The 24,497-nt window shown below is 46.7% G+C and carries 11 protein-coding genes; 5 read left to right on the forward strand and 6 right to left on the reverse strand.

Features of this window, described 5'->3' with window-relative positions; all coding sequences use genetic code 11:
* Window position 1 precedes the first annotated feature (1 nt).
* The 5 genes from ACO05P_RS13625 to ACO05P_RS13645 are packed head-to-tail and all read left to right on the forward strand — an operon-like array spanning window position 2 to window position 11,509.
* Window positions 2-1,216 (forward strand): glycoside hydrolase family 16 protein, encoded by a 1,215-nt coding sequence (locus tag ACO05P_RS13625; protein ID WP_421751652.1) that lies wholly within the window; start codon window positions 2-4, stop codon window positions 1,214-1,216.
* On the forward strand, window positions 1,216-2,712 hold the full coding sequence (locus ACO05P_RS13630) for a glycoside hydrolase family 30 protein (protein WP_421751653.1): 1,497 nt from the start codon (window positions 1,216-1,218) through the stop codon (window positions 2,710-2,712). Before ACO05P_RS13625 ends, ACO05P_RS13630 begins: the two co-directional genes overlap by 1 nt.
* Window positions 2,713-6,126 carry a hypothetical protein gene (locus tag ACO05P_RS13635; protein ID WP_421751654.1) on the forward strand — a complete coding sequence of 1,138 codons (3,414 nt, stop codon included), beginning with the start codon at window positions 2,713-2,715 and terminating at the stop codon, window positions 6,124-6,126.
* 30 nt (window positions 6,127-6,156) lie between these two features.
* Window positions 6,157-10,272, forward strand: a complete 4,116-nt coding sequence (locus ACO05P_RS13640) for a glycosyl hydrolase (RefSeq protein ID WP_421751655.1) — start codon at window positions 6,157-6,159, stop codon at window positions 10,270-10,272.
* Window positions 10,229-11,509 carry a glycosyl hydrolase family 17 protein gene (locus ACO05P_RS13645; protein WP_421751656.1) on the forward strand — a complete coding sequence of 427 codons (1,281 nt, stop codon included), beginning with the start codon at window positions 10,229-10,231 and terminating at the stop codon, window positions 11,507-11,509. Before ACO05P_RS13640 ends, ACO05P_RS13645 begins: the two co-directional genes overlap by 44 nt.
* A gap of 56 nt (window positions 11,510-11,565) precedes the next feature.
* Here the strand turns inward: ACO05P_RS13645 and ACO05P_RS13650 are convergent, their stop codons facing one another.
* The 6 genes from ACO05P_RS13650 to ACO05P_RS13675 form a co-directional block, all read right to left on the reverse strand.
* Window positions 11,566-12,693: a glycoside hydrolase family 16 protein gene (locus ACO05P_RS13650; RefSeq protein ID WP_421751657.1), complete on the reverse strand. Its 1,128-nt coding sequence runs from the start codon at window positions 12,691-12,693 to the stop codon at window positions 11,566-11,568.
* Window positions 12,694-12,755: 62 nt separating this feature from the next.
* Window positions 12,756-14,108, reverse strand: a complete 1,353-nt coding sequence (locus ACO05P_RS13655) for a PKD domain-containing protein (RefSeq protein ID WP_421751658.1) — start codon at window positions 14,106-14,108, stop codon at window positions 12,756-12,758.
* Between the two features lie 40 nt (window positions 14,109-14,148).
* Complete coding sequence (locus ACO05P_RS13660; protein WP_421751659.1) at window positions 14,149-15,618, reverse strand: RagB/SusD family nutrient uptake outer membrane protein; 1,470 nt, start codon at window positions 15,616-15,618, stop codon at window positions 14,149-14,151.
* A 12-nt stretch (window positions 15,619-15,630) separates the two neighbouring features.
* Window positions 15,631-18,753 (reverse strand): SusC/RagA family TonB-linked outer membrane protein, encoded by a 3,123-nt coding sequence (locus ACO05P_RS13665; protein ID WP_421751660.1) that lies wholly within the window; start codon window positions 18,751-18,753, stop codon window positions 15,631-15,633.
* Window positions 18,754-19,058: 305 nt separating this feature from the next.
* A complete protein-coding gene (locus tag ACO05P_RS13670; RefSeq protein ID WP_421751661.1) occupies window positions 19,059-21,752 on the reverse strand; it encodes a T9SS type A sorting domain-containing protein in 2,694 nt (897 codons plus the stop codon).
* Window positions 21,753-21,839: 87 nt separating this feature from the next.
* The gene (locus ACO05P_RS13675; protein WP_421751663.1) at window positions 21,840-24,374 is read right to left on the reverse strand and encodes a T9SS type A sorting domain-containing protein; all 2,535 of its coding nucleotides are present in this window, start codon (window positions 24,372-24,374) and stop codon (window positions 21,840-21,842) included.
* Window positions 24,375-24,497: the final 123 nt, after the last annotated feature.

The raw sequence follows: 24,497 nt of genomic DNA on the forward strand, positions 1-24,497 counted from the left end.
TATGAAAGCTATTTACCTGGGAATTTTCAGTCTGGCCCTTTGGTCCTGCCAAGGTCCCGAAAGTCCGGTGGAAAAGGATCCCCTGCATTTAAACGCTCAAGATTTAGGGGCGCCGCAAGACAGTCTATTATTTGCTAAAGGCGGTGCTCAAATCGACTTCACCCTTCCCATTACAGAGGCGGGTCGCTATGAGGTGAAATTAAAGGCCAGCAGCAGCGATAGTGCCCAGATTTGGATTGAAGATTATATCCATAATCCCGATGGACGGACTTATAATATCACGGGAAATATGCTGGCTCAGGCCGATGGCAGTCCGCTAGGCATTGTGGGTAGTCCTCTCGATACCGGTAAGCATGCCATGCGCTTGCATGTTTCTGGCGGGAAAGCTCAAATCGAAAGCCTTTCTTTTAAACTGATCAAGAAACTACAGAAAACACCTGCGATCCATGAGCAGTCTATGGAGGGCGAGGAATGGGATTTGGTTTGGAGCGATGAGTTTGAAGGATCGGGTTTGCCAGACAGTACAAAATGGTCTTACAATATTGGCAATTGGGGCTGGGGAAATAATGAGCCGCAATACTATACCGAAGGACGGCTGGAAAATGCCCGTCAGGAAAACGGGAACTTAATTATTGAAGCGCGTAAAAATGATCAAGGGCAAGCCTGGACTTCAGCGCGCCTAACTACCCAAGGCAAGCATGCCTTTACCTATGGTCGCATTGAATTTAGAGCGAAAGTTCCCGTAGGTCGCGGAACCTGGGCTGCCGGTTGGTTATTGGGTGATGCCTATCGCGATGAACTTTCTTGGCCTTATTGTGGCGAAATTGATGTGCTGGAATGTGTAGGCTTCGAAATTAATGACAGCACCGGTTTGGGTAAGAATCATGCCACCTGCCATACCCGTGCTTATTACTTTAAACAAGGTAATCAGATTGGGTCTGAGATCGAAGTCGACAGCATGAACACGAAATTCCATACCTACGCTGTAGAATGGTACCCCGATCGTATTGAAGGCTATTTGGATGGCGAGCATTATTATACCTACGATAAGAATGCCAATGAATTGGAATGGCCTTTTGATAAGCCTCAAAACATTATTCTCAACCTCGCAGTGGGCGGCGGCTGGGGTGGTGCCCAGGGCATTGATCCCCAATGGGAAAAGCATCAGTATATTCTCGACTATGTAAGGGTCTATCAAAGGAAAGGGGCAGAATAATGCGGATCTTCCAAACATCCTTGTTATTAAGCCTGGTATTGGCGGCTTGTCAACCGCAGGAAATTGCTCCTCAATTGGAGGTTTATCAAAGTTCGGCCAGTGGGGATCGCTTAAAGAAGCTTAATGCCGTTCTAGGTCAGGCAGACTTTCAAATTGATTTGGATAGCACCCAGCATTTTCAGCGCATCGAAGGTTTTGGCGGGGCTATCACCGAATCCAGTGCCCATCTTATTCAAGCCCTTCCGGCAGATCAGCGCCAAGCGCTATTGGCGGCCTATTTTAGTGATAGCGCTTCGGCCTATAATTTGGCCCGCCTGCATATCAATTCCTGCGATTTTTCCCTTTCCTCCTATGCCTATGTGACGGAGGGCGATACCACCTTGAACAGTTTTGATCTGGCTCCGGATCGCGATGATATCATTCCCACCGCCCAGCAAGCCCTGGCTTTGGCCGATGGGGATTTACGCTTTTTTGCCTCTCCTTGGACTGCTCCACCCTGGATGAAGGATAATAAGCATTGGTATGGCGGCAAGCTATTGCCCAAATACTATGATCTCTGGGCTCAGTATTTTGTGAAATATGCCCAGGCTTATGCCGATGAAGGCCTCCCCATTTGGGGCTTTACTATCGAAAATGAACCCTTGGGTAATGATGCCAATTGGGAGAGCATGCATTTTAGTCCCGAAGAAATGGCTCAATTCATTAAAGGGCATTTGGCTCCCACTTTGAAAGCCGCAGGATTGGAGTCTCAGCTTTTTATCTACGATCAAAATCGAGGAAAAGAACTAGAAGAATGGGCCGATCATCTCTTAAGTGATAGCAGCCTGCTTCCCGAAATTTATGGCACCGCGGTGCATTGGTATACCAGTACTTATAAGTGGTTCCCCGAATCTTTACAGCATACCCATAAACTGGCTCCAGGCAAGCAAATTTGGAATACCGAGGCCTGTGTAGATGCCGAAGTTCCACACTGGCAGGATGATGCCTGGTATTGGAAAAAAGAGGCCACCGACTGGGGTTATACTTGGGCTCCTGAATCAGATAAGCCGGATCATCCCAAATATGTTCCCGTGTATCGCTATGCCCGTGATATTATTGGCTGTCTTAATAATGAGGTAAGCGCCTGGGTAGATTGGAATATCGTTCTCGATCGGCAAGGCGGGCCTAATCATGCCTCCAATTGGTGTGTGGCGCCGGTGATTGTAGATACGGCCAGCGCAGAGATTTACTACACTCCACTTTATGATGCGCTACGTCATTTTAGCCATTTCATTAAGGCGGGAGCTTACAAGATCCAAGCCGAATCGAATTTGCCGGAAGGCGTGCATTTTACCGCCGTTCGCAATCCGGATGGCAGTCTGGCTTTAGTTGTTTTAAACACGACTAATCAAGAACTAAATATTGAACTGAAACTGGAAGATCAGCAATTGGGCTTAACGGCAATTGCGCCGGCAGCCTTGCAAAGCCTGGTGATTCCGGTTAAAGGAAAAGCATAAATGAGGAAAGTAAAGCTGGGATCGCAAGTATTGCAAGCGCAAGCCATGGAAGCCAAAGGTGACTTTGTAAGTTTTGAAGGGCAAGCCTTTTACCGTATCCAAAAGGTAAATGCCATGCCTCCCTTTTTTATGACTTTGGTGAGTCCCTACGATCACTGGTTATTTGTGGCTAGCAATGGCGGTCTTACGGCCGGTCGTGCTGAAGCTGAAAAAGCACTTTTCCCCTATTATACCGATGATAAGCTAATTGATAATGCGGCCTTCACTGGTCCGCGTACTCTTATTCGAGTGGAGAATAAGGACGATCAGAGCCTTTCCCTTTGGGAGCCTTTCGACCCTAATGAAAGGGGCTGGTATCAAATCGAGCGGAATCTCTACAAAAGCTTGCAAGCCGATCAATTGGTATTTGAAGAAATTAACCTGGATCTTCAGCTGCGTTTCGCCTATCGTTGGGCCTTCTCGCAAAAGCATGGTTTTGTGCGCGATTGCTGGTTGGAGAATTTATCCGATCAAAATCAAAAAATTGAATGTCTCGATGGTCTGGAGAACCTCTTGCCTTATGGGGTAGAAACCCTCATGCAAGATCGGCGCAGTACCTTGGTAGACGCCTATAAAAAAAATGAGCTGGAGCCCGAAACTGCTTTGGGCATATTCAGCCTTAGCTCCAATATTGTAGACAAGGCCGAACCTAGCGAATCTTTAATTGCCAATGTGGTTTGGTCGCCTCAAAAGCCAGATCTCTGCCTCTTAAGCAGTGCGCAGATTAAGAACTTCCAGCAAGGTGGAGATTTGGAAGCAGAGACTTTTACTAAGGCCCAAAAAGCGGCTTGGTTGGCTTTACGCCGATGGGATTTAAAAGCCGGGCAAAAAGTGCAGTGGAGCTTGGTGGCAGAAGTAGGCCTATCCACCGCCAAGGTGCATAATTTAAAAGCCGAGCTGCAAGCACCTGGAATAGCCGCCAGCCTGGAGAAAGAAATAGCCCAGAGTCGCCTGGAGCTCGAAAGCCTAGTGGCTAAGGCCGATGGCTTGCAATGTAGTGGCAATGCCTTGGTGCAAAGTCGGCACTACAGCAATGTGCTTTACAATATCATGCGGGGCGGGCTTTTCGAATCGGGCTATCAAATCGATAGTCAGGATTTTAAGCAATACCTCAAACTTAGCAATCGGCCCCTAGCCCTAAAGGAGCAAAGCCTGCTGGACTCCTTACCCGCTAAACTGACTTATTCAGAGCTATTAAGCTTTGTTCAGAAAAGTGTCAATCTCGATTTGCGTCGTTTGGCCAGTGAATATTTACCCCTGAGTTTTAGTCGTCGCCATGGCGATCCCTCGCGTCCCTGGAATCGTTTTAGCATCCAACATTTGGATGAACAAGGGCAGAAAATTCTCAATTATGAAGGCAATTGGCGGGATATCTTCCAAAATTGGGAGGCCCTGGCTTATTCCTTTCCTGCCTTTATCGAGGGCATGATTTTCAAATTTGTGAATGCCAGCACGGTGGATGGCTACAACCCTTATCGCATCGCCAAAAATGGCATCGATTGGGAAGTGATTGAGCCGGATGATCCCTGGTCTTTTATTGGCTATTGGGGCGATCATCAATTGATCTACCTCCTGCGCTTATTGGAGCATTGCGAAAAACATTATCCGCGAAAGCTGGCCGGCCTTTGCAACGAAAATTGTTTTGTGTACGCCGATGTACCCTACCGACTGAAAAGCTATGCGGAGATTCTTCAAGATCCGCAGGATACCATTCTTTTTGATCAAGCGCTCCATGCGCAGGCCGAATCCCGCTTTAAGGAAATCGGTGCCGATGGTAAATTGATCTGGAATTCGGATAAACCTCTAAGAGCAAATCTGGGCGAAAAAATTATGCTTAGCCTGCTCACTAAGCTCTACAATTTGGTGCCTGGCGGTGGGATTTGGATGAATACCCAAAGGCCAGAATGGAATGATGCTAATAATGCCCTAGTCGGTCAGGGCTTGAGTATGGTAAGCCTTTATTACCTGCGTCGTTTTATGGCCTTTATGCTCGATTGGATAGCCAATGATGAGGGCGAATGGCAGTTGAATTCGACCCTAATGGCTCTTTACAAAGACCTGAATTTGATTGTAAAGGAGCATAGCAATAAAGAGCGTTTCAGCGATAGCGAACGCAAAGACTTTATGGATCGCATGGGCTTAGCGGGTGAGGCCTATCGGCAATTAGCCTACCGCGGCGAATTAGGGGTGAAGGAGCCTTTAAGGCTGAAGGACCTCCGCGACTTCTGTGAACAGACCCTGGAATTGGTAGACCGCAGTATTGCTGAAAACCGCAAGGAGAATGCCTTGTACCATGCTTATAATTTACTGGCCATAGAAGAGAAAGAAGCGCAGATAGAGCATCTGTACGAAATGCTCGAAGGCCAGGTAGCGGTATTGAGTGCCGAGAAACTTAATCCGGCAGAAGCCCTGGAAGTGCTGGATGCCTTAAAAGCATCGGCCATGTACCGAGAAGATCAGTATTCCTATTTGCTTTATCCCGATCGGCAATTGGCGGGCTTTTTAGAGAAGAATCGCATTCGCCCCGAGCAAATTGAAGGCAAGCAATTAACAAGTGCTTTGCTCGAAAAAGATGTGCAAGGGGATTATCATTTTAAAGGTCAATTCCGCAATGCTAAGGATCTAAAGGCGGCTTTGGAAAAGCTGGCCTTAGAAGATCAGGCCGAAGCAGTAGATGCCGAGGCTAAGTTTTGGTTTGAGCTCTATGAGCAATCTTTTGTGCATCGCGAGTTTACCGGGCGCTCCGGAACTTTTTACGGTTATGAAGGGCTGGGCAGCATTTACTGGCACATGGTTTCCAAATTGCTTTTAGCAGTGCAAGAGAATTTGCGGGCCGCGAAGCACAATGGCGCTTCGGCCGATATTTTAGGTCGCTTGATCGATCATTATTATGAAATCCGAGCGGGAATTGGGGCTAATAAAAGTCCACAGTTATACGGTGCCTTTCCCTTTGATGCCTATTCCCATACCCCTTCCACCGCTGGAGCCCAGCAACCGGGAATGACCGGCCAGGTGAAGGAAGATGTGCTAAACCGCTGGGCCGAATTGGGCCTCGAAGTACAGGCTGGACAATTGCATCTGGATCCTTTTTTCCTGGCGGAAGATGAATTTTTACAGGAAGGCAGAAGCTTTAAATATGTGGATGCAGCTGGCCAATGGCAAAGCCTAGATGTTGAAGTCGGGGAGCTGGCATTTAGCTATTGCTCCGTGCCCTTTATCTACCGCAAGGCTCAAGAAGCAAAGCTGCGAATTGAATTCTTTGGAGCGGCTCCCGAAGAATATTCAGAGCTGCAAATCAATGAAAAATGGAGTCGATCGCTATTTGATCGACATCACGATATACAAGTAATAAGGGTGGATCTGCCCTTGCACTAAGCAATTTAGGTCGGAATAAATACGCTGATTATGACTAAGACTACTTCGCTCGCCCGTAGAGTGCTTGGCTCTTTGATGCTGCTCGGAAGTCTGCTTCAGGCTCAGGTAGTGCAAAAAGGTCAAGGCTCTTATACCACCAATTTTCCGGGTACCGATGCGGCCGGCCGAAATGGCTATCCCTCCGGAACGCCCTTTGTAACGGGCAATGCGGCCAATAAACCGGTGCCAACCAATGAGTGGTGGTCACATAAAGTGAAAAATGCGCATTCTTCCAATCTCTTTAATTATCCCTTTACCCTAAAAACCATCAACCAAGGTTTGGTGGCCACCTATATTCCCTGGGGGCCTATCGACAATATTGAACCGGTGCAAATTGGATTGACGGGTTTGAATGCCAACGCCGCTAATGTGGCCGATCACGATGATTGGATGATTAGCCTCGACTGGCAAAGTGGGACCCATCATTTACAAGCCCGCACCGGTATTGGCATGCCATTTTTATATTTCAATAAGGATGCAAACAGTACCGTAGAAATCAATATTAATCAGGGAGCGGTTACCGATTCGGGCTCCTTCCTAATTGTGAAAGGAGTCCGTAATGGCGCTGATTTTGTGATCTATGGACCTTCCGGTTCCAGCTGGCAGCAAAATGGATCTACCTATACCTCCAGCTTAAATGGCAATGATTATTGGTCTTTGCTCTTTATTCCTCCGGGGGGCAATCCCGACCAAAAAGCCAGCGATTTAAAGAAGTACGCCTTTGTATTCCCCAAGCACTGCCAGGCCGATTGGCAATACAATGAACAGACCTCCATCGTGCATACTGATTTTACGGTGCAAACGGAAATAATGGAAGGCAATGACAGTCTAATGCTCCAAGGCCTTTTACCGCATCATTGGGCGAATTTAGCCGGCTCCAGCCAGATAAATACCAATCATGTGTACAGCACGGTTCGTGGGGATTTGAAGTTAATGGAGGGCAATCATTTTGCGGTAGAAAATACTTTTTACGGCATTTTACCCACCTTACCTAATGTGCATTGCCACAGCAATTCCTTCGACCCTGGGAAATTGCAGGAGAAGGTAGATCTACTTAAAAACGAAGGATTAGCCACTTGGACCGACTCCTATAATGAAGGTCAGGCGATGAATCGCTTAATCCAAACGGCGCGAATTGCAGAGCAGGTGGGTGATACCTCCGCCCTGAATAGCATTTTAAAAACCGTGAAAGAGCGCCTGGAAGATTGGCTTTCCTACCAATCTGGCGAGGTGGCATTCCTCTTTTATTACAATCAAACCTGGGATGCATTAATTGGCTATCCGGCCGGCCATGGTCAGGATGCAAACATTAATGATCACCATTTCCACTGGGGTTATTTTATCCATGCAGCTTCCTTTGTAGAGCAGTTTGAGCCGGGCTGGGCCGCTAATTGGGGGCCGATGATTGACATGCTGGTGCGTGATGCGGCCAGTAGTAATCGCAGTGATAATCTCTTTCCTTATTTGCGAAACTTCAGCCCTTATGCCGGGCATTGCTGGGCCAATGGATTTGCCAGCTTCCCACAAGGGAATGATCAGGAATCTACCTCCGAGAGTATGCAGTTTAATTCCTCCCTTATTCATTGGGGAGCGGTTACCGGTAATGATTCTATTCGCGATTTGGGTATTTACCTCTATACCACTGAGCAATCGGCGGTAGAAGAATATTGGTTCGATATGTATCAGCGGAATTTTGGTGCTAACCAGCAATACTCTTTGGTGTCGAGGGTTTGGGGCAATAGCTATGATAATGGCACTTTTTGGACGGCAGATATTGCCGCCTCCTATGGCATTGAGCTTTATCCTATTCACGGCGGTTCCCTCTACTTGGGTCATAATCTGAATTATCATAATACCCTGTGGTCAGAAATTGAGCAGAACACCGGAATTCTTAGCAATGCTCCCAATGTGAACCTCTGGCATGATGTAATGTGGCAGTATCTCGCTTTTAGCGATCCAGATAAGGCCTTGAATCTCTATGATTCTTATCCAAATCGATCTTTGAAATTCGGGGTTTCGGATGCCCAAACTTATTATTGGCTGCATAGCCTTAAGGTATTGGGTGCCCCCGATGCGACAGTAACGGCAGATCATCCTCTGGCTGCAGCTTTTCAGGGTGATGGCAATCGTATTTACGTAGCCCAGAATTACGGGAGCTCCAGCCTAAGTGTTCAATTCTCAGACGGCTATCAATTAACGGTAGCTCCGGGTAAATTGGCCACTTCTATGGATGTAAATCTGGAAGGTGAATTAAGCACCCTATTTGACCGAGCTTATACCTGGGGCACGGCTCATTTGAGCTTTAATCTGCAACAGGGCAGTCCCGATTATATGGTGCTCTATCAAAATGAAGATAGCATCACCAGCCTGCAGCAGGCACCCTATCAGTTTACGGTAGATAGCCTGGAAGCCGGCATCCACAGCTTTTATGTGCAGATGTACCAGGGTGGCAATTGTGCCATTTCTAATTTGCTAAAGATTGTAGTGGGAGAGCAAGTGCCTTTTAGCGGCAGCCCGGCTTTAATTCCCGGCAGTATTTGGCCTGGCGAATACGATCTTTTTGAAGGTGGTTTTGCGAATGAAATAAGCTATCTCGACTTAAGTCCGGATAATCAAGGTGATTTCCGACTCAGTGAGTGGGTAGACGCTACGAATCACCCTAGCGAAGGTCCGGTTATTGGTTGGCTAAATGCCGGCGAATGGTTGGAATTTACAGTGGATGTACAAACGGCCGGTCTTTATGATGTAGATATCCGCTATGCCTCGGACAATTCTGCTGGCGGTGGCCCGATGCGTTTGGAGTCGGATGGGCAAATTGTGGCTTCGGGCATAAGCTTTAGTCAAACCGGTGGTTGGGATACCTGGGCCACCAAGAGCATAAGCAATGTGCCTTTGAAATCAGGAGAGCAGATGCTGCGGATTTATATCGAGAACGGAGAGTTCAATCTGGGAGAACTCGATTTTCAGTTTAAGGGTCCATTGGCCTATGGTCAGCCGGTAGCCGATGCGGGTCCGGTGCAAATGATAGTATGGCCTCAAAATCAAGCGAGCTTAGATGGTAGTGCGAGCTTTAGTCCGGCCTCCAATCCCTTGACCTATCAATGGACGCAGCTTTATGGTCCATCGGCGGCCAGCCCCAGCAATGCGACTATGGCCATAAGTTCCCTTCAAAACCTACAAAAAGGGGTTTATAAATACCGCCTGGAAGTGGATAATGGTTCGCATTCGGATCAGGATGAAGTTTATGTAATTGTGGGGGATAATAGCAATGTTCCGCCTACCGCTGCCTTTTTAAGTCCGGCTCAGGGTTCACGATTTGTGGAGGGTGAAACGATAACGCTACAGGCTACGGCTAATGACTTAAATGATAGCATTCAAAAGCTGGATTTTTACCTCAATGGGCAATTTGTGCAAAGCTTTAACAGCCGCCCTTATAATTTGAATTGGACGGCTCAATTAGGCCCGGCGCAATGGCGCTTATTAGCCTATGATTATTTGGGCGATTCAGCCTGGTCGGCGCCCTTAAGTTTACAGATAGATACCGCACCTTCCTGTGAAGGAACCAGTCATAATGGGGATTTTTCCTGGAAGTTTTCTTCGGATGATACTAATCCTAGCCTAACCTTTATTCCTTCTCAAGCGGGAGTAGGTGTGCCTACTTGTATTCTGTATTATGGCACTAATCCAGGGGCATTGCCGGGTTATCCGGTTACCCCCAATCAGCCCTACCAGCTTAATGCGAATAAGGGTGACCTGATTTATTTCTACTATACCTACTCTTATCCGGGAGCCGGGGAACGAAACAATTCGGCCAATAAAGACAGTTATGTGGTAGGTACTTGTAGTGATATAGGTCTGGTTGAAAATTGGGAGAAACAAATTGCAGTTTATCCCAATCCCAGCACAGACCAATTTTACATTGACCTTATAGAAGCCGGAGCGCATATTCGCGTGTATGACCTTCGCGGAAAGCTAATCCTGGAAAAGGTGTTACAAGGCCGAAAAGGAGAAATTAATTTAGAAGGCCGAGCGGAAGGCTTGTACTTCTTAAAGCTTAACAAGGATGGAAAATCAGCGACTTTCAAAATTGTTTTACGCAAATACTAAGGCTCTTAAGGCGGGCTTATTAGGCTTTGCCCTACTCGCTTTTTCGGCCTGTGATCAGCCTAAGACCACTAATGCGGCCTCCATACTTGGCAACCCCGATTATCAGGCCATAGCCTATGGTGGCTATCGAAATGTAGATCGATCTCAGGCGCCAAGCAAGGCAGAATTAAAGGAGGATCTAAAGATTCTTCATGCCATGGGAATTCGAATTCTACGCACTTATCATGCTCGCCTGTATGAGCATGCCCCGCGTTTATTGGCGGCGATAAGCGAAATGAAGAGCGAAGACCCCAATTTTGAAATGTATGTAATGCTGGGGGCCTGGATACAATGCGAGGGTGCCTGGACGGATAATCCGCAGCATTTAAAAGGCGATGAAAAGGAGAACAAGGCCGAAATTGATCAGGCCATTCGTTTGGCGCAGCAGTATCCGGATATTGTTAAAGTAATTGCGGTAGGAAACGAGTCGATGGTGCATTGGGCGGCTAGTTATCACGTGCATCCGCGCATTGTTTTAAAATGGGTGCAGCGTTTACAAGGGCTTAAAGCCGAAGGGATTTTAGCCGATGATCTTTGGATTAGCACTTCCGATAATTTCGCCTCCTGGGGTGGGGAAGGGCCCGAATATCATGTGCCGGCCCTGGATTCCTTAATCGCAGCAGTAGATTATCTCAGTGTACATTCCTATCCTTTTCACGATAGCCATTACAATCCGCAATGGTGGCAATTGGAAGCTAGTGCGGATAGCCTTAAGAAGGATTCCTTGATAAATGCCGCCATTCAAAAAGCTTTGGATCGGGTGCAAAGTCAATTGACTGCGGTGGCCTCCTATGTGGAGTCGCTGGGTTTGGATAAGGAAATCCATATTGGCGAAAGTGGCTGGGCCAGTGGAGATAATCACCTTTATGGCGATAATGGCTCGCATGCGGCCGATGAGTATAAGCAAATGCTCTATTATCAGGGGCTGCGCAAAATGGCCGATTCCTTAGGGATGTCTTGCTTTTATTTTGAAGCCTTTGATGAGCCCTGGAAAGATGGGCAAAACCCAGCGGGTTCCGAAAATCACTTTGGTTTATTCACGGTAGACGGACAAGCGAAAATGCCCATTTGGGATTTGGTGGATCAAGGTCTCTTTGAAGGATTAAGTCGGGCTGGAAATCCTATTCGGAAAAGCCATCAAGGTAATGGGGAAAGTCTACAGGACTCCGCCTTACTACCACCTTATAAGTCTTTGTAAAGCATAAAAAAAGCGCCCCTTAAGGCGCTTTCTTTGATTGTTTTTCGGATTCCGATTTATTGGAAAACCCGAACATAGTCTACTGCCATCTGTTGCGGAAAAACGGTGCTGGCATTAGGACTGCCAGGCCAGTCGCCTCCCACGGCAACGTTAAAGATGAAGAAGAATTTTTCCTGAAACTCGCTCAGAGCCGCAGGCGTAATATCAATTTGATGGAATTGGGTATCATCAAAATACCAGGTAATGGCATTGGCATCCCAAACCAGAGAATACACATGGAACTCCTGCGATAGCTTACCGGAAGTAGAACGGATGGAACCACCAAAATCAGCTTTAGTGCCATTATTATCCCAGTGCACGGTGCCAAAGCAGTATTCATCCCCACGATTGGGTCCATTTCCACCTACCATTTCCATAATGTCGATCTCGCCACAAGCAGGCCAACCAACCGTATTGAAATTATCGCCCAGCATCCAAAGGGCAGGCCATAAACCTTGTCCTTCAGGTAAGGCTGCACGAATGTCGATACGACCGTATTTAAAGCTTTGCATCCCGCGGGTTACAATACGTGAGGAAGTATAATTGCGACCTCCAAAAGTTTCGTTTTTAGCGGTAATTACTAAGTAGCCGTCTTTCACTTCAGTATTTTCGGCACGATAGTACTGCAGTTCATTATTGCCCCAACCATTGGTACCGGTGCCAATTTCATGGGTCCAGTCGCTGGAAAGGCTGCTGCCTTCGAACTCATCATTCCATACCAGAGTGTATCCGGGATATGTTAGGGGTGTAGTATAACCAGTGGTAGGGATACCGCCACCGCCTCCGCCACCACCGGAGCTTACTTCTACGCTTACCGAATCTATTACTTCGGTATAGTACTCGAAACTGGCATAGGCCCGACCGCGAATGGTATAGGTACCGCTTTCGCTGAAGGTGTAGGAAGCTTGTCCATCCTGACTATCCAGAATTACGGTCTTGCTGCCTTCTTCAATAAAGACGCGATAATAATTGGTGAAATTGGCTGTCATGCTTATTTCAACCAAACCTTCGGTGCTATTGGAAACATTGAGGTCCATTCGCAAATTGGTCGGTCGAATGATCTCTACCGTAGAGGAGCTATCATCCCCGCAGCCCCAAAGGCTGAGGCTTAATAGTCCTATTAGTAAAAAGCGAATCTGCTTCATTTCAGTGTTTTTTTGGATAGGAAAAAAAGGGGTGGCAAAATACCACCCCAATTTATCGGAACTTACTCTTGTTTAATGTCGTCGACATAGAATACGTCGGCAGTGGTAATGCCCCATCCGGGGAAGATTACCAAGCGACCAAAGTCCGCGGCCGCTCCTGTAAAGTCGAAGCTCAACTCTTCCCAGGTATTGGTTTGAGTAATATGAGCATCTACCTCTACGAAATTGTTAGAGTTGGTTTTGTCTTCTAATTTTAAACGGAAGGTACCGGTATCAGAAGCCCAAACTTTAAGTTTAATCATGCTTTGAGCGCTGAAGTCCAGATTGTCTTTCAAGTTCACAAACTGACCCGCCCAGGTTTCGTTTCCGTGGGTTACCTCCATCACTTTGCTGCTGGTGTTGATGCCGCTCATATCGGGATTAGCGATATACTGGTAGCCACCATTTCCGAAGGTAGTCCAGGTAGGTTCTACACTTTCGAAATCTAAAGGAAGGTTAGGATCTTCTGCCGGATTAGGATTACTGTTGTATCCTTCAGGAACTAAACGAATATACCAGGTTAGCGCAGGATTGCTGGCTTTGGTATCTACAAAGCTTAACCACAATTCATTTTCTTCCAGGCTAATTACAGTGTAAGTGCGAGTACCGGCCCAGTAGCCAATCATGGCATCACCACTAATGGTTAAGGTAGTATCGCTACCGCTGTCGTCTAAAGTCCAGGTTTCACCCATTTGATCGGGGAAGGTGGCAATATAATCTGCTACCGGAGAAGCAACTGTATCATCAAAAGGAGCGATACCGGCATGCTCTGCATTTACATATACGCCGCCACCCGTAACCTGGTCGAAACCAAAGCCATTAAGGTGGAAAGTGTAACGGTCATTGTACATATCAGCGCCCGCTTTTTCATTAGCTTGAGCGGCATACCACTCTGGGTAACGACCTGCGGCACCAATAGGATCAGGGCCAACACCGAAGTGAGCTGCACTAGCAGAATCTACCGCCCAGGTTTTGCTGGAGCCTCCGGTAAGGAGGGCAAAAAGTGGATTATTGATTAAGCTAGGGTCATCCTGTGCAATTACAATAGTTTGAGTACTGGAGGCACTACCACCGGAGTTTTGCACGGTAAGAGTTACATCATAGCTACCGGCAAAGGGATAGGTTGCCGTTACATTGCTTCCTGATCCGGTAGAGCCATTTCCGAAATCCCAACTGGCAGCCAGTGAGGAATTCGAGGCGGTAAACTCGATGATGTTATCGTTGCTGGCCGAGGCCTGATAGGTAAAGGCTGCATCAGCCTGGCTAGGTGGTTGGCCTAAAGTAGGCTCATCATCTTCCTTACAAGCAGAAGCCACCACAAGCAAGCCCATGCTTATCCAAAGGCTTGTTTTTGAGAAAATGGATTTAACGTTCATTATTTGAGGTTTAGTAGTTATTAGACTGTTTTAATATTCTTTAATAGCCGGGATTCTGATTCCAGTTACCACCGCTGAGGTCGATTTCCACCTGTGGAATGGGGAATACTTCGTGTTTGCCGCTTACAAAGCCGTCAATTTCATTGGCCGCTTGTCCGGTTCTTACCAGGTCAAAGAAGCGATGCCCTTCACCTGCCAATTCGAAATTGCGCTCTTGCCAAATTTCCTGAGTAAGGGTATTTCCTCCCGAACTTAAAGGTCCCAGGCCTACTCGATTCCGTACTTCATTAACATAAATAAGAGCTTGAGGATCGTTGCCATTGCGATTATGGGCCTCTGCCGCCATCAATAGCACATCCGCATAGCGAATTACCTTATAGTTCAAGGGGCTGGTCAGGTCATCATCCGGTAAACCCAATTCCGATTTACGCTTGATGTACTTGTTATTGTAGTATCCTGTATGGCCACCGCCACCAGTTGCATAACTGATAGAACCGGGATCGGGCTGGAGGTTAATGAAAGAATCCAGGTTTAACACTGATGCATCTCTACGCGGATCATTAGGGTCGAAACTGTTGTAGAGCTTGGCAGTAGGTAGATTATAAGAGTTGCCATCGGCATAATAAGGACCTTCGTACTGACGAATGCCATTGAAGCCGGCCGCAGCATTACCTTCCAAACAGATGAGGCAATCGTAGCTACCCCCTTCTAAATTGGAGTATTCTACATCAAATACAGTCTCCGAATTGTCTTCATTGGCAGCAAACCAAAGGTCTTCGAAATTACCCATCAAACTGTAAGGACCTTCGTTAACCACGCGATCTAGAACCGTAGCGGCCTGTCCAAATTTGTTTTGATAGAGGTAAACCTTTCCTAAGAGAGAAAGGGCAGCACCTTTATCCACCCGACCTTTTACCGGTTGGTTCCAGGGAAGATTATTCACGGCATATTGCAAATCGCTTTCAATCTGAGAATAGATTTCACTGGCACTATTACGATCCAGGGTGGTTACTTCTTCCGCACCAATGCGCTTATCGATAATCAGGGGCATGGCGCCGAAATAACGTACCAATTCGAAATAATAATAGGCGCGTAAAAAGCGGGTTTCCCCGATGATTACTTCTTTGCCTTCGAAACTGGTTTTGTCTTTATACTCCATGATGTAGTTGCAACGCGCAACACCGGCATAATTAAAGCGCATGATGTCGCGCAGTTCATTATTAACCGCATCGTGGTTCATTTGATCGATTTCATGCAAACCTTCGGTGTCGGTTACCGATTCACCACCGGCAATGGAATTATCAGAAGCGATTTCGCCAATCCATTGGGTGAGGTAAGAAGCTTGCAAAAGATCGTAAGCACCAATCAGGGCCAACTCATAATCTTGTTCGGAGTTAAAATAGTTTTCCGCATCCTGAGCATAGGCAGGTTGCACATCCAGATACTTTTCGCAAGAAGAAAAAGAAATCAGGATTAAGAAAAGGGCTAAAAAAAGTCTTGTTGATTTCATGATGATCTCCTTTTAAAATTTCAGGTTAAAACCACCCATAATTGTGCGGGCCTGTGGGTAAAAACCATAGTCGACCCCAGCCGCTAGTGTACCTCCAAAGTTTCCGATATCCGGGTCATAACCCAGGTAATTGGTTAAGGTGTAGAGGTTATTGGCACTGATGTAAATCCGTAAGGATTCCACTTTGGCGCCACCTAGCCATTTTTTAGGCAGAGTATAACCAAATTGGATATTTCGCAAACGCACAAAGGAACCATCCTCCACGTAGAAATCAGAGAATACCGTATTACGTGTGCTTCCGGTAGTAACGCGAGGATAGATGTCGGTAGAGCCGGCACCGTTCCAACGGTTAATTACGTAGTTCAATTGGTTGGCATAGGGTTGCTGACGCTCGTAGTTACGGATGATTTCCTGACCCAATGCGGCGTATACGTTACCTGATAAATCAAAGCTTTTGTAGCGTACATTAAAATTAAAGCCGATGGTAAGGTCTGGAATTGGAGAACCAATTTTCACTTTATCTGAGTCATCGCTGAAATTGATTTTACCATCACCATTTTGATCTACAAAGCGCAGATCTCCAGGCTTGGCACCCGCTTGAGTAACGCTGGCATTGTCAATCTCGGCCTGAGTTTGGAAGATTCCGTCGGTTTCATAACCAATGTAATAACCAATCGGCTGACCTACTTCGAAACGAGTGGCTACTACGCCACCAACACCAAAGGAAGCACCGGGAATAAAGTCAACGCCATCGGGTACGCGCACCACTTCGTTTTTAAGGGTGGTCAGGTTTAAATTGGCGTCAAAAACCCAGGGACGTGTAGGATTGCTATGGTAACCCAATTCGAATTCCATACCGCGGTTCGAAACGTCGCCGGCATTTACATAAGGGGGATAACCGCCGGCACCATAAGTTCCGAGCAAGGCAGATACTGCAGGTTGGAACAGAAGGTCCTGGGTATTTTTAACAAAGTAGTTGAAAGTGAAACTCAGATCTCTCAAGAAATTGAAATCGAGGCCCACATTAAACTGATGAGTGGTTTCCCATTTCAAGTCGGGGTTAGAACCACGACCAATGGCTACTCCACTGGTGATAATATCATTGAGGATGTATACACCCTCGCCATTGAGCAGGGCACGGTAGGCGAAGTTGGGAATTTGGTCATTACCGGAAATACCGTAAGACATCCGCAGTTTGCCGAAATCCATCCAATCCAGATTCAAGCCTTCCCAAAACACTTCATCACTAAAAATCCAGGCTCCGGAGAAGGCAGGGAAAATACCCCAGCGATTATTGGCTCCGAATTTGGAAGAGCCATCCCGACGTACGATGGCGGAGAATAAATAGCGATTGTGCAAGCTGTATTCAGCACGCAGGAATGAAGAAAGCAGGCGCTCTTCGTATTCGAAGGATCCGGCATTATTTAAAAAGCCGCCATCGGCCTGGTTAGCGGAGATGTCGGCAAAGTCAATCGAGTTATTGGGGATATTGTAAGCGGTGGCATTAAGGCCGTTTCCGCTGCGGGTAAATACCGATACCCCTAAGGTGCTTTTTACCTTGTGAATTTTGTTGAAGGTATGATCGTAGTTCAAGAAACCTTCGTAGGTAAGATCAACATAGGTATCACGGTTTTCATACACACTAGCGCCACGCTCTAAGAATACGCTGTCGGCAATTTCTACCATCGGGGCATCCAGATCTTCGTTGGCGGCGGTGTTTTGCGCTTTACCGGGGCCGTACCACACCAGGGGAGAGAAGGTTTTGCCATCTACCAAAGCCACATTATAGTTGAAGCGATTGGTAAGGGTGAAGTCTTCGTTAATGGTGTACACCAATTCCTCCTTACCTACAAATTTGTTGGTGTTAGAGCGGTTGTAGGTGTTTTCCATTTGTGCCAGAGGATTGATGATATCATTCACCAAATCCAAATAGCTGAAACGACCATTATCCTGGCGGATAGGTTCGGTAGGATAGGCGTTAATGGTATTGTAAAGAACCGAGCCAATGCCGTTTTCGGCCAGGGTGCTGCGCGCTTCGTTGGTATAAAGCAAAACGCTGTTTAGGCGCAGCTTTTCATTCATGTCGAAGGAAACATTTACCCGGGCATTATAGCGACGGAAGTTGGCTTTATCACCTCCTACAATACCATTCTGATTGTAGTAAGATCCGCCAATCGAATAGCGGGTAGTTTGATTACCGCCATTAATGCTGATGTTATAAGATTCGATAGGGGCATTTTGAAAAACCGCCTCTTGCCAATCTGTTCCCTCTCCTAAAGCAGTGTTGGCAAAAGGCGGAGTCTGTTCTCCGTTTAAAAAAGCATTGTTTTTAATAACGGCGTATTCGGTGGCATTTAATAGACTAAGCTGACGGGCAGTGCTTTGCATGCCGTAGAAACCGCTGAATTCAATTTGCGGTTTAGAATTGAGTTTTCCTTTTTTGGTTTCGATGATGATAACCCCATTGGCAGCACGTACCCCATAAATACCGGCGGTACCGTCTTTCAATACGTTTACCGATTCGATATCATTGGGGTTCAAAGCATTCAGGCCTTCAGAATCGTAAACAATACCATCTACCAAAATCAGGGGGTCATTATCGCCAAAGGTGGAAAGACCACGTATACGAATACTACTGGCCCCACCCGGTGAACCCGAATTGGTATTAATGGTAACCCCCGAAACTTGCCCTTGTAAGGCGGCATCTACCCGGGAGATATTGAGTTTTTTGAGTTCGGCCCCTTCTACCTTGGCGGCAGCCCCAGTGATTTCCTTTTTGGTGGCTGAGCCGTAACCTACTACCACAATTTCATTGAGGAGGGCGGCTTCTTCGGTCATTTCGACGTCTAAAGTCCGCGATTCATTTACTTGAATTTCGATGGTTTTGAAGCCTACGAATGAGAAGACCAGCGTTTGGCCTTTCTGTGCTTTAATGCTGTAGTTCCCGTCCATGTCGGTGGTGGTTCCTTCCTGACTGCCTTTTATGCTAATGTTTACCCCCGGGATGGTAGGGCCGTCATTGGCTTCTTTAACCTGACCGGAAATGTTGACTTCCTGGGCGGCTAAAGCAAAAGAACTAAGGACAAGCACTGCGCTTAGGAGCGGGCGTAGTGCCTTGCGGTACACTTGCTTCATTTTAATTTAATTGGTTCAATTTCAATCAGTTGTATTGAAGTTGCAGGCTAATAACTGTAGGTTTAACAATTATTAGAGCAATCAAATGTAGTTCTTTTGGTTAAATGTACCAAAAGCGTTTTTGAGAAAAAGCGTAGGAGGCTACTAACAGAGCTTTAGCGCTTGCTAATTCTTTTGAGCTAATGGTGGCTTAAACCATTAGTGGCTATAGTAGAGCTGCTTAGGGCTCATTGGGCGAAAGCCCATAAAAAAAATCCCTGCTAATCGAATTAACAGGGCTTTCAATTGAATTTTGTTAGTGAGTTTTAGTCGAGCAATAGTATCTGATGCCCGTTTTGATGGGCCTTTTTCAAAGTGATTTGGTAAAGACCTTTGTTAAGATGACTCAGGTCGATTTCCATTTTATCAGCGCCCTTTATATCCTGCTCAAAAACCTTTCGTCCTTGTATGTCGTGAATTTCAAGGGAGTAATTTTCATTTTCGAGACCTTCAATATGTATCAGGCCTTGACTGGGATTTGGGAATAATGCGAAGTCCAAATATTTGCTGCTAGCTAGTCCAATATCCTCAATCAAGGTACAGTCGCTGGTGTCCTGGCAAGTCCCCATTTGAATTACTACTGCGTATTGTCCATTTTGCTGAGGTGTAAAGATTTGATTGGTATCACCCGGCATTGCCTGGAAGCCATTATTGCTGCAATCGTACCATTGGTACTGTGCATTCACCTGATTGGCCACTAAGCCGGTACCATTAAGAATGGTATTGACGGTAGTATTGATATGCGTAATCTGAAGATCAATCGGAATCAAGGAATCGCAGCCTGCTAAATTGGGCAGGGTATCCACATAAAAACCCGATTGGGTATAGAGCTGCCCAGATGGACTGCGGTAATTGCCATCACAAACTTCTACTTCCATAGTGTCATTGGCCGCAGTACTATTGCCAACGGTCAGGTTAATGGTCAGGATCGAATCACATCCAGCCTGACTGCTGAAAGTATAGATATAAGTTCCAGAAGCAGTTAGTGGATTACCAAGGGGATCTTGATAGCTTCCATCACATACCAATGGATTGAGGGTGTCATTGGTGGGGCTGTTGATATCGGCAAATACGGTAATAATACTGTCGCAAGTAGTGGTGCCTGGAATGGTATCCAGGTAAACCCCAGTCTGATAATAGGTGTTGAATCCGCTTGGTGAAGTGATAGGCTGGCCGGTACAATTGCTCAGGTAGACGCTATCGCGTAAAGGTGCGCAATAGGGTGTGTTAAGGGCCATTCTTAAACTGATATGTGGGGATTCAAAAGTGCGGCTGGAGGAGAAGCGACGGAACCAATTGCCATTGGATAATTGCATTACGGAAGCCATTCCGGGTTGCTCCCAACTGGCATCGTTCGCCACACGGACAACTCCACCGGAGCTGGGGAAATAAGTCATTACTAAAAAGTAGGAGCCCGTATTCAGGGCCAAGGGGAAGGTGTCTGTAGGAGTGATGGTTTCGAAGGAGAAAAAGCTCTTTTGGCCCAACATGGAGCTGCTTAGGTTGAAGTTCTTGCTGTAAACTGGTAGGGTTCCGCCAGGAAATCCGTTGATGAACTGGAATCCGGCCGTATCATAAATCTCCAGGCTAATAACCGCCGTTGGATCGCTGGTCGTACTCAAGAATAGTTCTACCCCGTCTATATAAACATTGTTAGAGCCCACACTATCGGGATCTTCATTTTCGAGACTAAAGAGTATCCCATTGGCAATCATATCCGGAACAGCCGAATTGGTTCCCACATAATTACTGATGGTACCTGAGGACAAACTGTAGCTGTCTTCACTCACTTGAATATGGAAGGTGTCAGCACTCACATAGGCATTGCTGCCTTGCAAGGAATCACTGAATACTTTATAAACCAGGCTATAGCGCGCCGGTGCATTGGGAGGAGTCCAGGTACCGGTTTCTAAATTGTTGATATAGCAAGTGTCGCCCGGCAATAAAGTGCTGCAGCCCAGAGGAGAAACCATGGTATGCACCACTTGTCCACTGATTTCTTCAATTACCTCGATATGCAATTTCACATTACTTTGGCTAGCAGTGCCATCATTCATCACACTGATATTTCCGGCAATAGGTACAATTTGATCCTGATGCAGCGTGCCGTAAATGGGGTAATCTGGAAGGCTGGGATTGAAAATTAAATCCTGAGGATTATTGCCTCCGGCGGCAACTATTTTCAGGCTGTGTGCCGAGCTGGTTTCTATGCGGATATCATCCAGCATCCAGTAGTAATAACCATCGGTGCTGGCGCTATTATCTGTATCACCGTTAAAAAGGAACTGGATTTGCACCGAATCCTGGCCTCCGATATAAGTGGAAAGATTAAGGCTGGTTAGCACTCCGTTCGTGGTACTGGAATTCAATGGAATCTGGGATAATGGATAAATTTCGATAGTATCCGAAAAGCTTTGTCCCGCATTAGTAGAGAGGGCAATTTTAAATTCGGCATGAAAGCGTCGCGCATAGGATTCGAAGATCAGACTCACATTAGGATAAGCGCTAAGATCGATGGTGTCTGATATTAAGCCTCCCCAGTGTGGTGAAGGGGCCGCTCCCGATCCAAAGGTGGAAGTACCAGCATTGTCCAGAAAATCGGAATCGAAAATCACAAATCCATTGCTGCCCGTGCTACTGGTCAAAGGCATATTGGAAGGAGGGACATTATGTACTCCGGAGAAATTCCCACGGGAACCCATGCTGTTACTGGGAGTGGTGGAGGGGCCTCGATATTCCCAAAGGGCATTAGGCGTGCTGCTGTTTTGAGTCCAGCTGCTTGGAATACCATTGCTGAAGTCTTCGCTCCAAATAATTTGTTCGGGTCCGTCTTCGGCACGCCATTGCGATGAATGGCTTGGGACGGTGTAGGTAGATTCACTCAGGGTAGGCTCGAGTTCGGATTGAGCGAGCAATCCAAAGGATAGGCTCAAAGCCAAAAAGCTTAGCAGATTTTTCATGTGCAGAGAATTAGGGTTAAAAGATAAATGTATTAAACTAAGCTAGACGCCAAGAAAATAGGAGGGATAATTATCTAAAGCTGAGGTTTAATCAACTAGTATTCGGAAGCTTAGTGCTTTGCTGCCTTTTTGGATTTGCAGAACATAGACTCCTTTAGGAACCTGTAATTTAAGCTCTTGATTTAAGTTTTCACCTAGTTCTGCTGCCTTTAAAACCCGGCCTTGCAGGTCTCTGAGTTGATAGCTGCTCTGGCGCCATTCCGGACTAATCTCTAGAAAGAGTCGCTCTTGGCTGGGGATGGGGTATACCTTGATCCCATCTTTACTGAGCTCTCGAATTCCGGTGGTGGCCAAACTAAAACACTCGCTGGTATCGGCACAAAAACCATTGTTTACGATCAAGGCAAAATTGCCATCATAATAGGGTTCATAAATTCGACTTTGGGCTCCGCCAACCGGCCTGTTCAGATCGCAGTCTAGCCATTGATAAGTGGCATTGGGCTCTAAGGCCTGAACTGCCGTTCCATTATTAATGATTTGGTAGCCAACATTAACCGGCGTTAAATCCAGGTCGAGCAAGATTACCGTATCGCAGCTAAGGCTATCCGGAATATAGTGCTGGTACAAGCCACTTTGATAAAACTTCTCTCCCCAGGAACTTTGGTAATAAGCTCCACAATAGCTTACAATCCGAATCTCAGAATGTTGCGCAGTTACCTGATGATTGATATAGTAAATGCTGTCGCAGTTTTGTCCGTTTAAGGCCACGCGATCGCGATGCAAACCCGGGCCGATGTACTGGGTACCGGAAGGACCACGATAGAGCAGGCCGCAGGTGTTTACGTTTAAGGTATCTACATGAGGTCTTTCAACCGTAATCATGTACTGGGTGTGGGTTGGGCAGCTTCCCATGCCGGTGGTATCGTAAAATGTTCCGGTTTGACTAATAAACTGATTGAGAAGCGGAACATAGATGAGGCCAGTATCACAAAATTCAGCATGGTAAATACTGCGTCGAGGACAGTTCAGGCTATCCGTCATCAAAGAGATATTAAAATGCTCTGGAGTGGGGAGGCCATTCCAGTTTTGGGACCAGCTGCCTCCCGAAAAATGGGCAGGCAAGGCTTCACCGGATTCTCGCCTTTGTTGATAGCGTATGGATAGCGATGGGGCATTGGTATTTATAACTTCAACCAGGAGCCAATAATGTCCGGTGTCTACCAATACCGGGCTGGGGAAGCGCACAAAATTACTGGGCAGGGTATCGCTGAAAATAGGGCTGGCACCGCTACTAATACCTGCGGTAGGTGAAAAATCAGCATCCGCATAAAAATCCACTTTAATACTATCGCCATTTGGAATTCCAGTACGGTAATAGTTTAAGCGCACCCCTTTGATGGCCACTTTTAATTGATTGCTCAATTCGGGGTCTACCTGAGGAAGGTAAAAAGGCACTGCAATTTTATCGATACCCCCGCTTCCGGATTGAGGTAGGCTTAGCGATTGATAGAGGCCGAAATCTCCTAAGGGTGCCAATAGGTTTTCGGTAATTTCAAAGCCGGCATATTCTATATAATGAGGTGCTTGGGCTCCGGTTATCGCATCGCTGTAGACCCAAAAATGCAGATCGTAATTGCTAGCATACCAGGGGAGATCCTGGCGAATAAAAAGGGTGTCGAATTTGAGTGTATCCCCAGCGGCCAGGGTGCCAATTTTTTGACTTTTACGCAGAATTACCTGTCCTATGCTCGGTGATACCACCGCCATTTTCAGGTATACATTGGCCTGATTGGCACTGCCATTATTTACTATAGAGGCAGCGGCGATAAAGTCTTTGCCAAAACGCTGGGGAATGGATTTCAGATGATGCTTTTGCCCTGCATGCCCAAAGAGGGAAACTGAAATGGGGCGCCCGTTTTCGGCCGAAGGGCAAAAGGCCATACTGTTGACAGGGCCATCATGCAGTTCCAAATCATCAATCATCCAATAATGGTAGCTCTGGTTTCCAAATGCATCGGTAAAGCGCCCATCAAAGGCGAAGGCAATTACCGCCTGGGAGGCTCCACCTAATTGCTGACTCAGATTAATCTCCAAAGTATCGCTCGGAGGCGAATAGCTCAAAGCGGAAGGCAGGGGATTAATGAGGATAGAATCACTAAAACTTTGACCTCCATCGCGGGAGCAGAGCAGGTAAAGCTTGGAGCTGAAGCAATAGTGCAGGGACAGCATTTTAAGCAGCACATTGGGATGGGCACTTAAGTTGATTACCCCCGTTTGCAATAAACCACGATGCGGAGCAGGAGCGATGCCAATTCCACGTTGGGTACTACCGCCATTATCCAAATAATCGGAATCGAAAATCATAAAGCCATTGCTGGCACTAGGGCTATTGATGGGCGGACCGGGAACACCATTCAGTCCGCGGGAATAAGCACCACGACTGCCAATACTCTGGTTAGGATTAGTATTCGCACCGCGGTATTCCCAATTGGCCGCTCCATTGCTAGCGGGCTGCGACCAGGTAGAAGGTATGCCATTACTAAAATCTTCGGACCAAATAAGGCTGCTTTGGCTGATTAAGCTAAAGGGTAGGAGCAGAAGGAAAAGGTGTTTGAGACGCATAGGGGAAATTGGGAGGCCCTAAGGTAGGAAGGATGAGGGTATTTTTTGAGCTACTTGATTTTCGAGGTGATATTAAGCAGGTTGAAATGGTTACTTTTTCTTTTTGGCTGCTTGTTACATCAG

Source organism: Croceimicrobium sp. (genome assembly GCF_965228705.1).
Classification (GTDB): domain Bacteria; phylum Bacteroidota; class Bacteroidia; order Flavobacteriales; family Schleiferiaceae; genus Croceimicrobium.

Excerpts from the sequence above, each read along its gene's own strand:
- ACO05P_RS13625 (WP_421751652.1), top strand. The coding sequence starts at position 2 with ATGAAAGCTATTTACCTGGGAATTTTCAGTCTGGCCCTTTGGTCCTGC.
- ACO05P_RS13635 (WP_421751654.1), top strand. The coding sequence starts at position 2,713 with ATGAGGAAAGTAAAGCTGGGATCGCAAGTATTGCAAGCGCAAGCCATG.
- ACO05P_RS13650 (WP_421751657.1), bottom strand. The coding sequence starts at position 12,693 with ATGAAGCAGATTCGCTTTTTACTAATAGGACTATTAAGCCTCAGCCTT.
- ACO05P_RS13630 (WP_421751653.1), top strand. The coding sequence starts at position 1,216 with ATGCGGATCTTCCAAACATCCTTGTTATTAAGCCTGGTATTGGCGGCT.
- ACO05P_RS13655 (WP_421751658.1), bottom strand. The coding sequence starts at position 14,108 with ATGAACGTTAAATCCATTTTCTCAAAAACAAGCCTTTGGATAAGCATG.
- ACO05P_RS13670 (WP_421751661.1), bottom strand. The coding sequence starts at position 21,752 with ATGAAAAATCTGCTAAGCTTTTTGGCTTTGAGCCTATCCTTTGGATTG.
- ACO05P_RS13645 (WP_421751656.1), top strand. The coding sequence starts at position 10,229 with ATGGAAAATCAGCGACTTTCAAAATTGTTTTACGCAAATACTAAGGCT.
- ACO05P_RS13660 (WP_421751659.1), bottom strand. The coding sequence starts at position 15,618 with ATGAAATCAACAAGACTTTTTTTAGCCCTTTTCTTAATCCTGATTTCT.
- ACO05P_RS13675 (WP_421751663.1), bottom strand. The coding sequence starts at position 24,374 with ATGCGTCTCAAACACCTTTTCCTTCTGCTCCTACCCTTTAGCTTAATC.
- ACO05P_RS13665 (WP_421751660.1), bottom strand. The coding sequence starts at position 18,753 with ATGAAGCAAGTGTACCGCAAGGCACTACGCCCGCTCCTAAGCGCAGTG.
- ACO05P_RS13640 (WP_421751655.1), top strand. The coding sequence starts at position 6,157 with ATGACTAAGACTACTTCGCTCGCCCGTAGAGTGCTTGGCTCTTTGATG.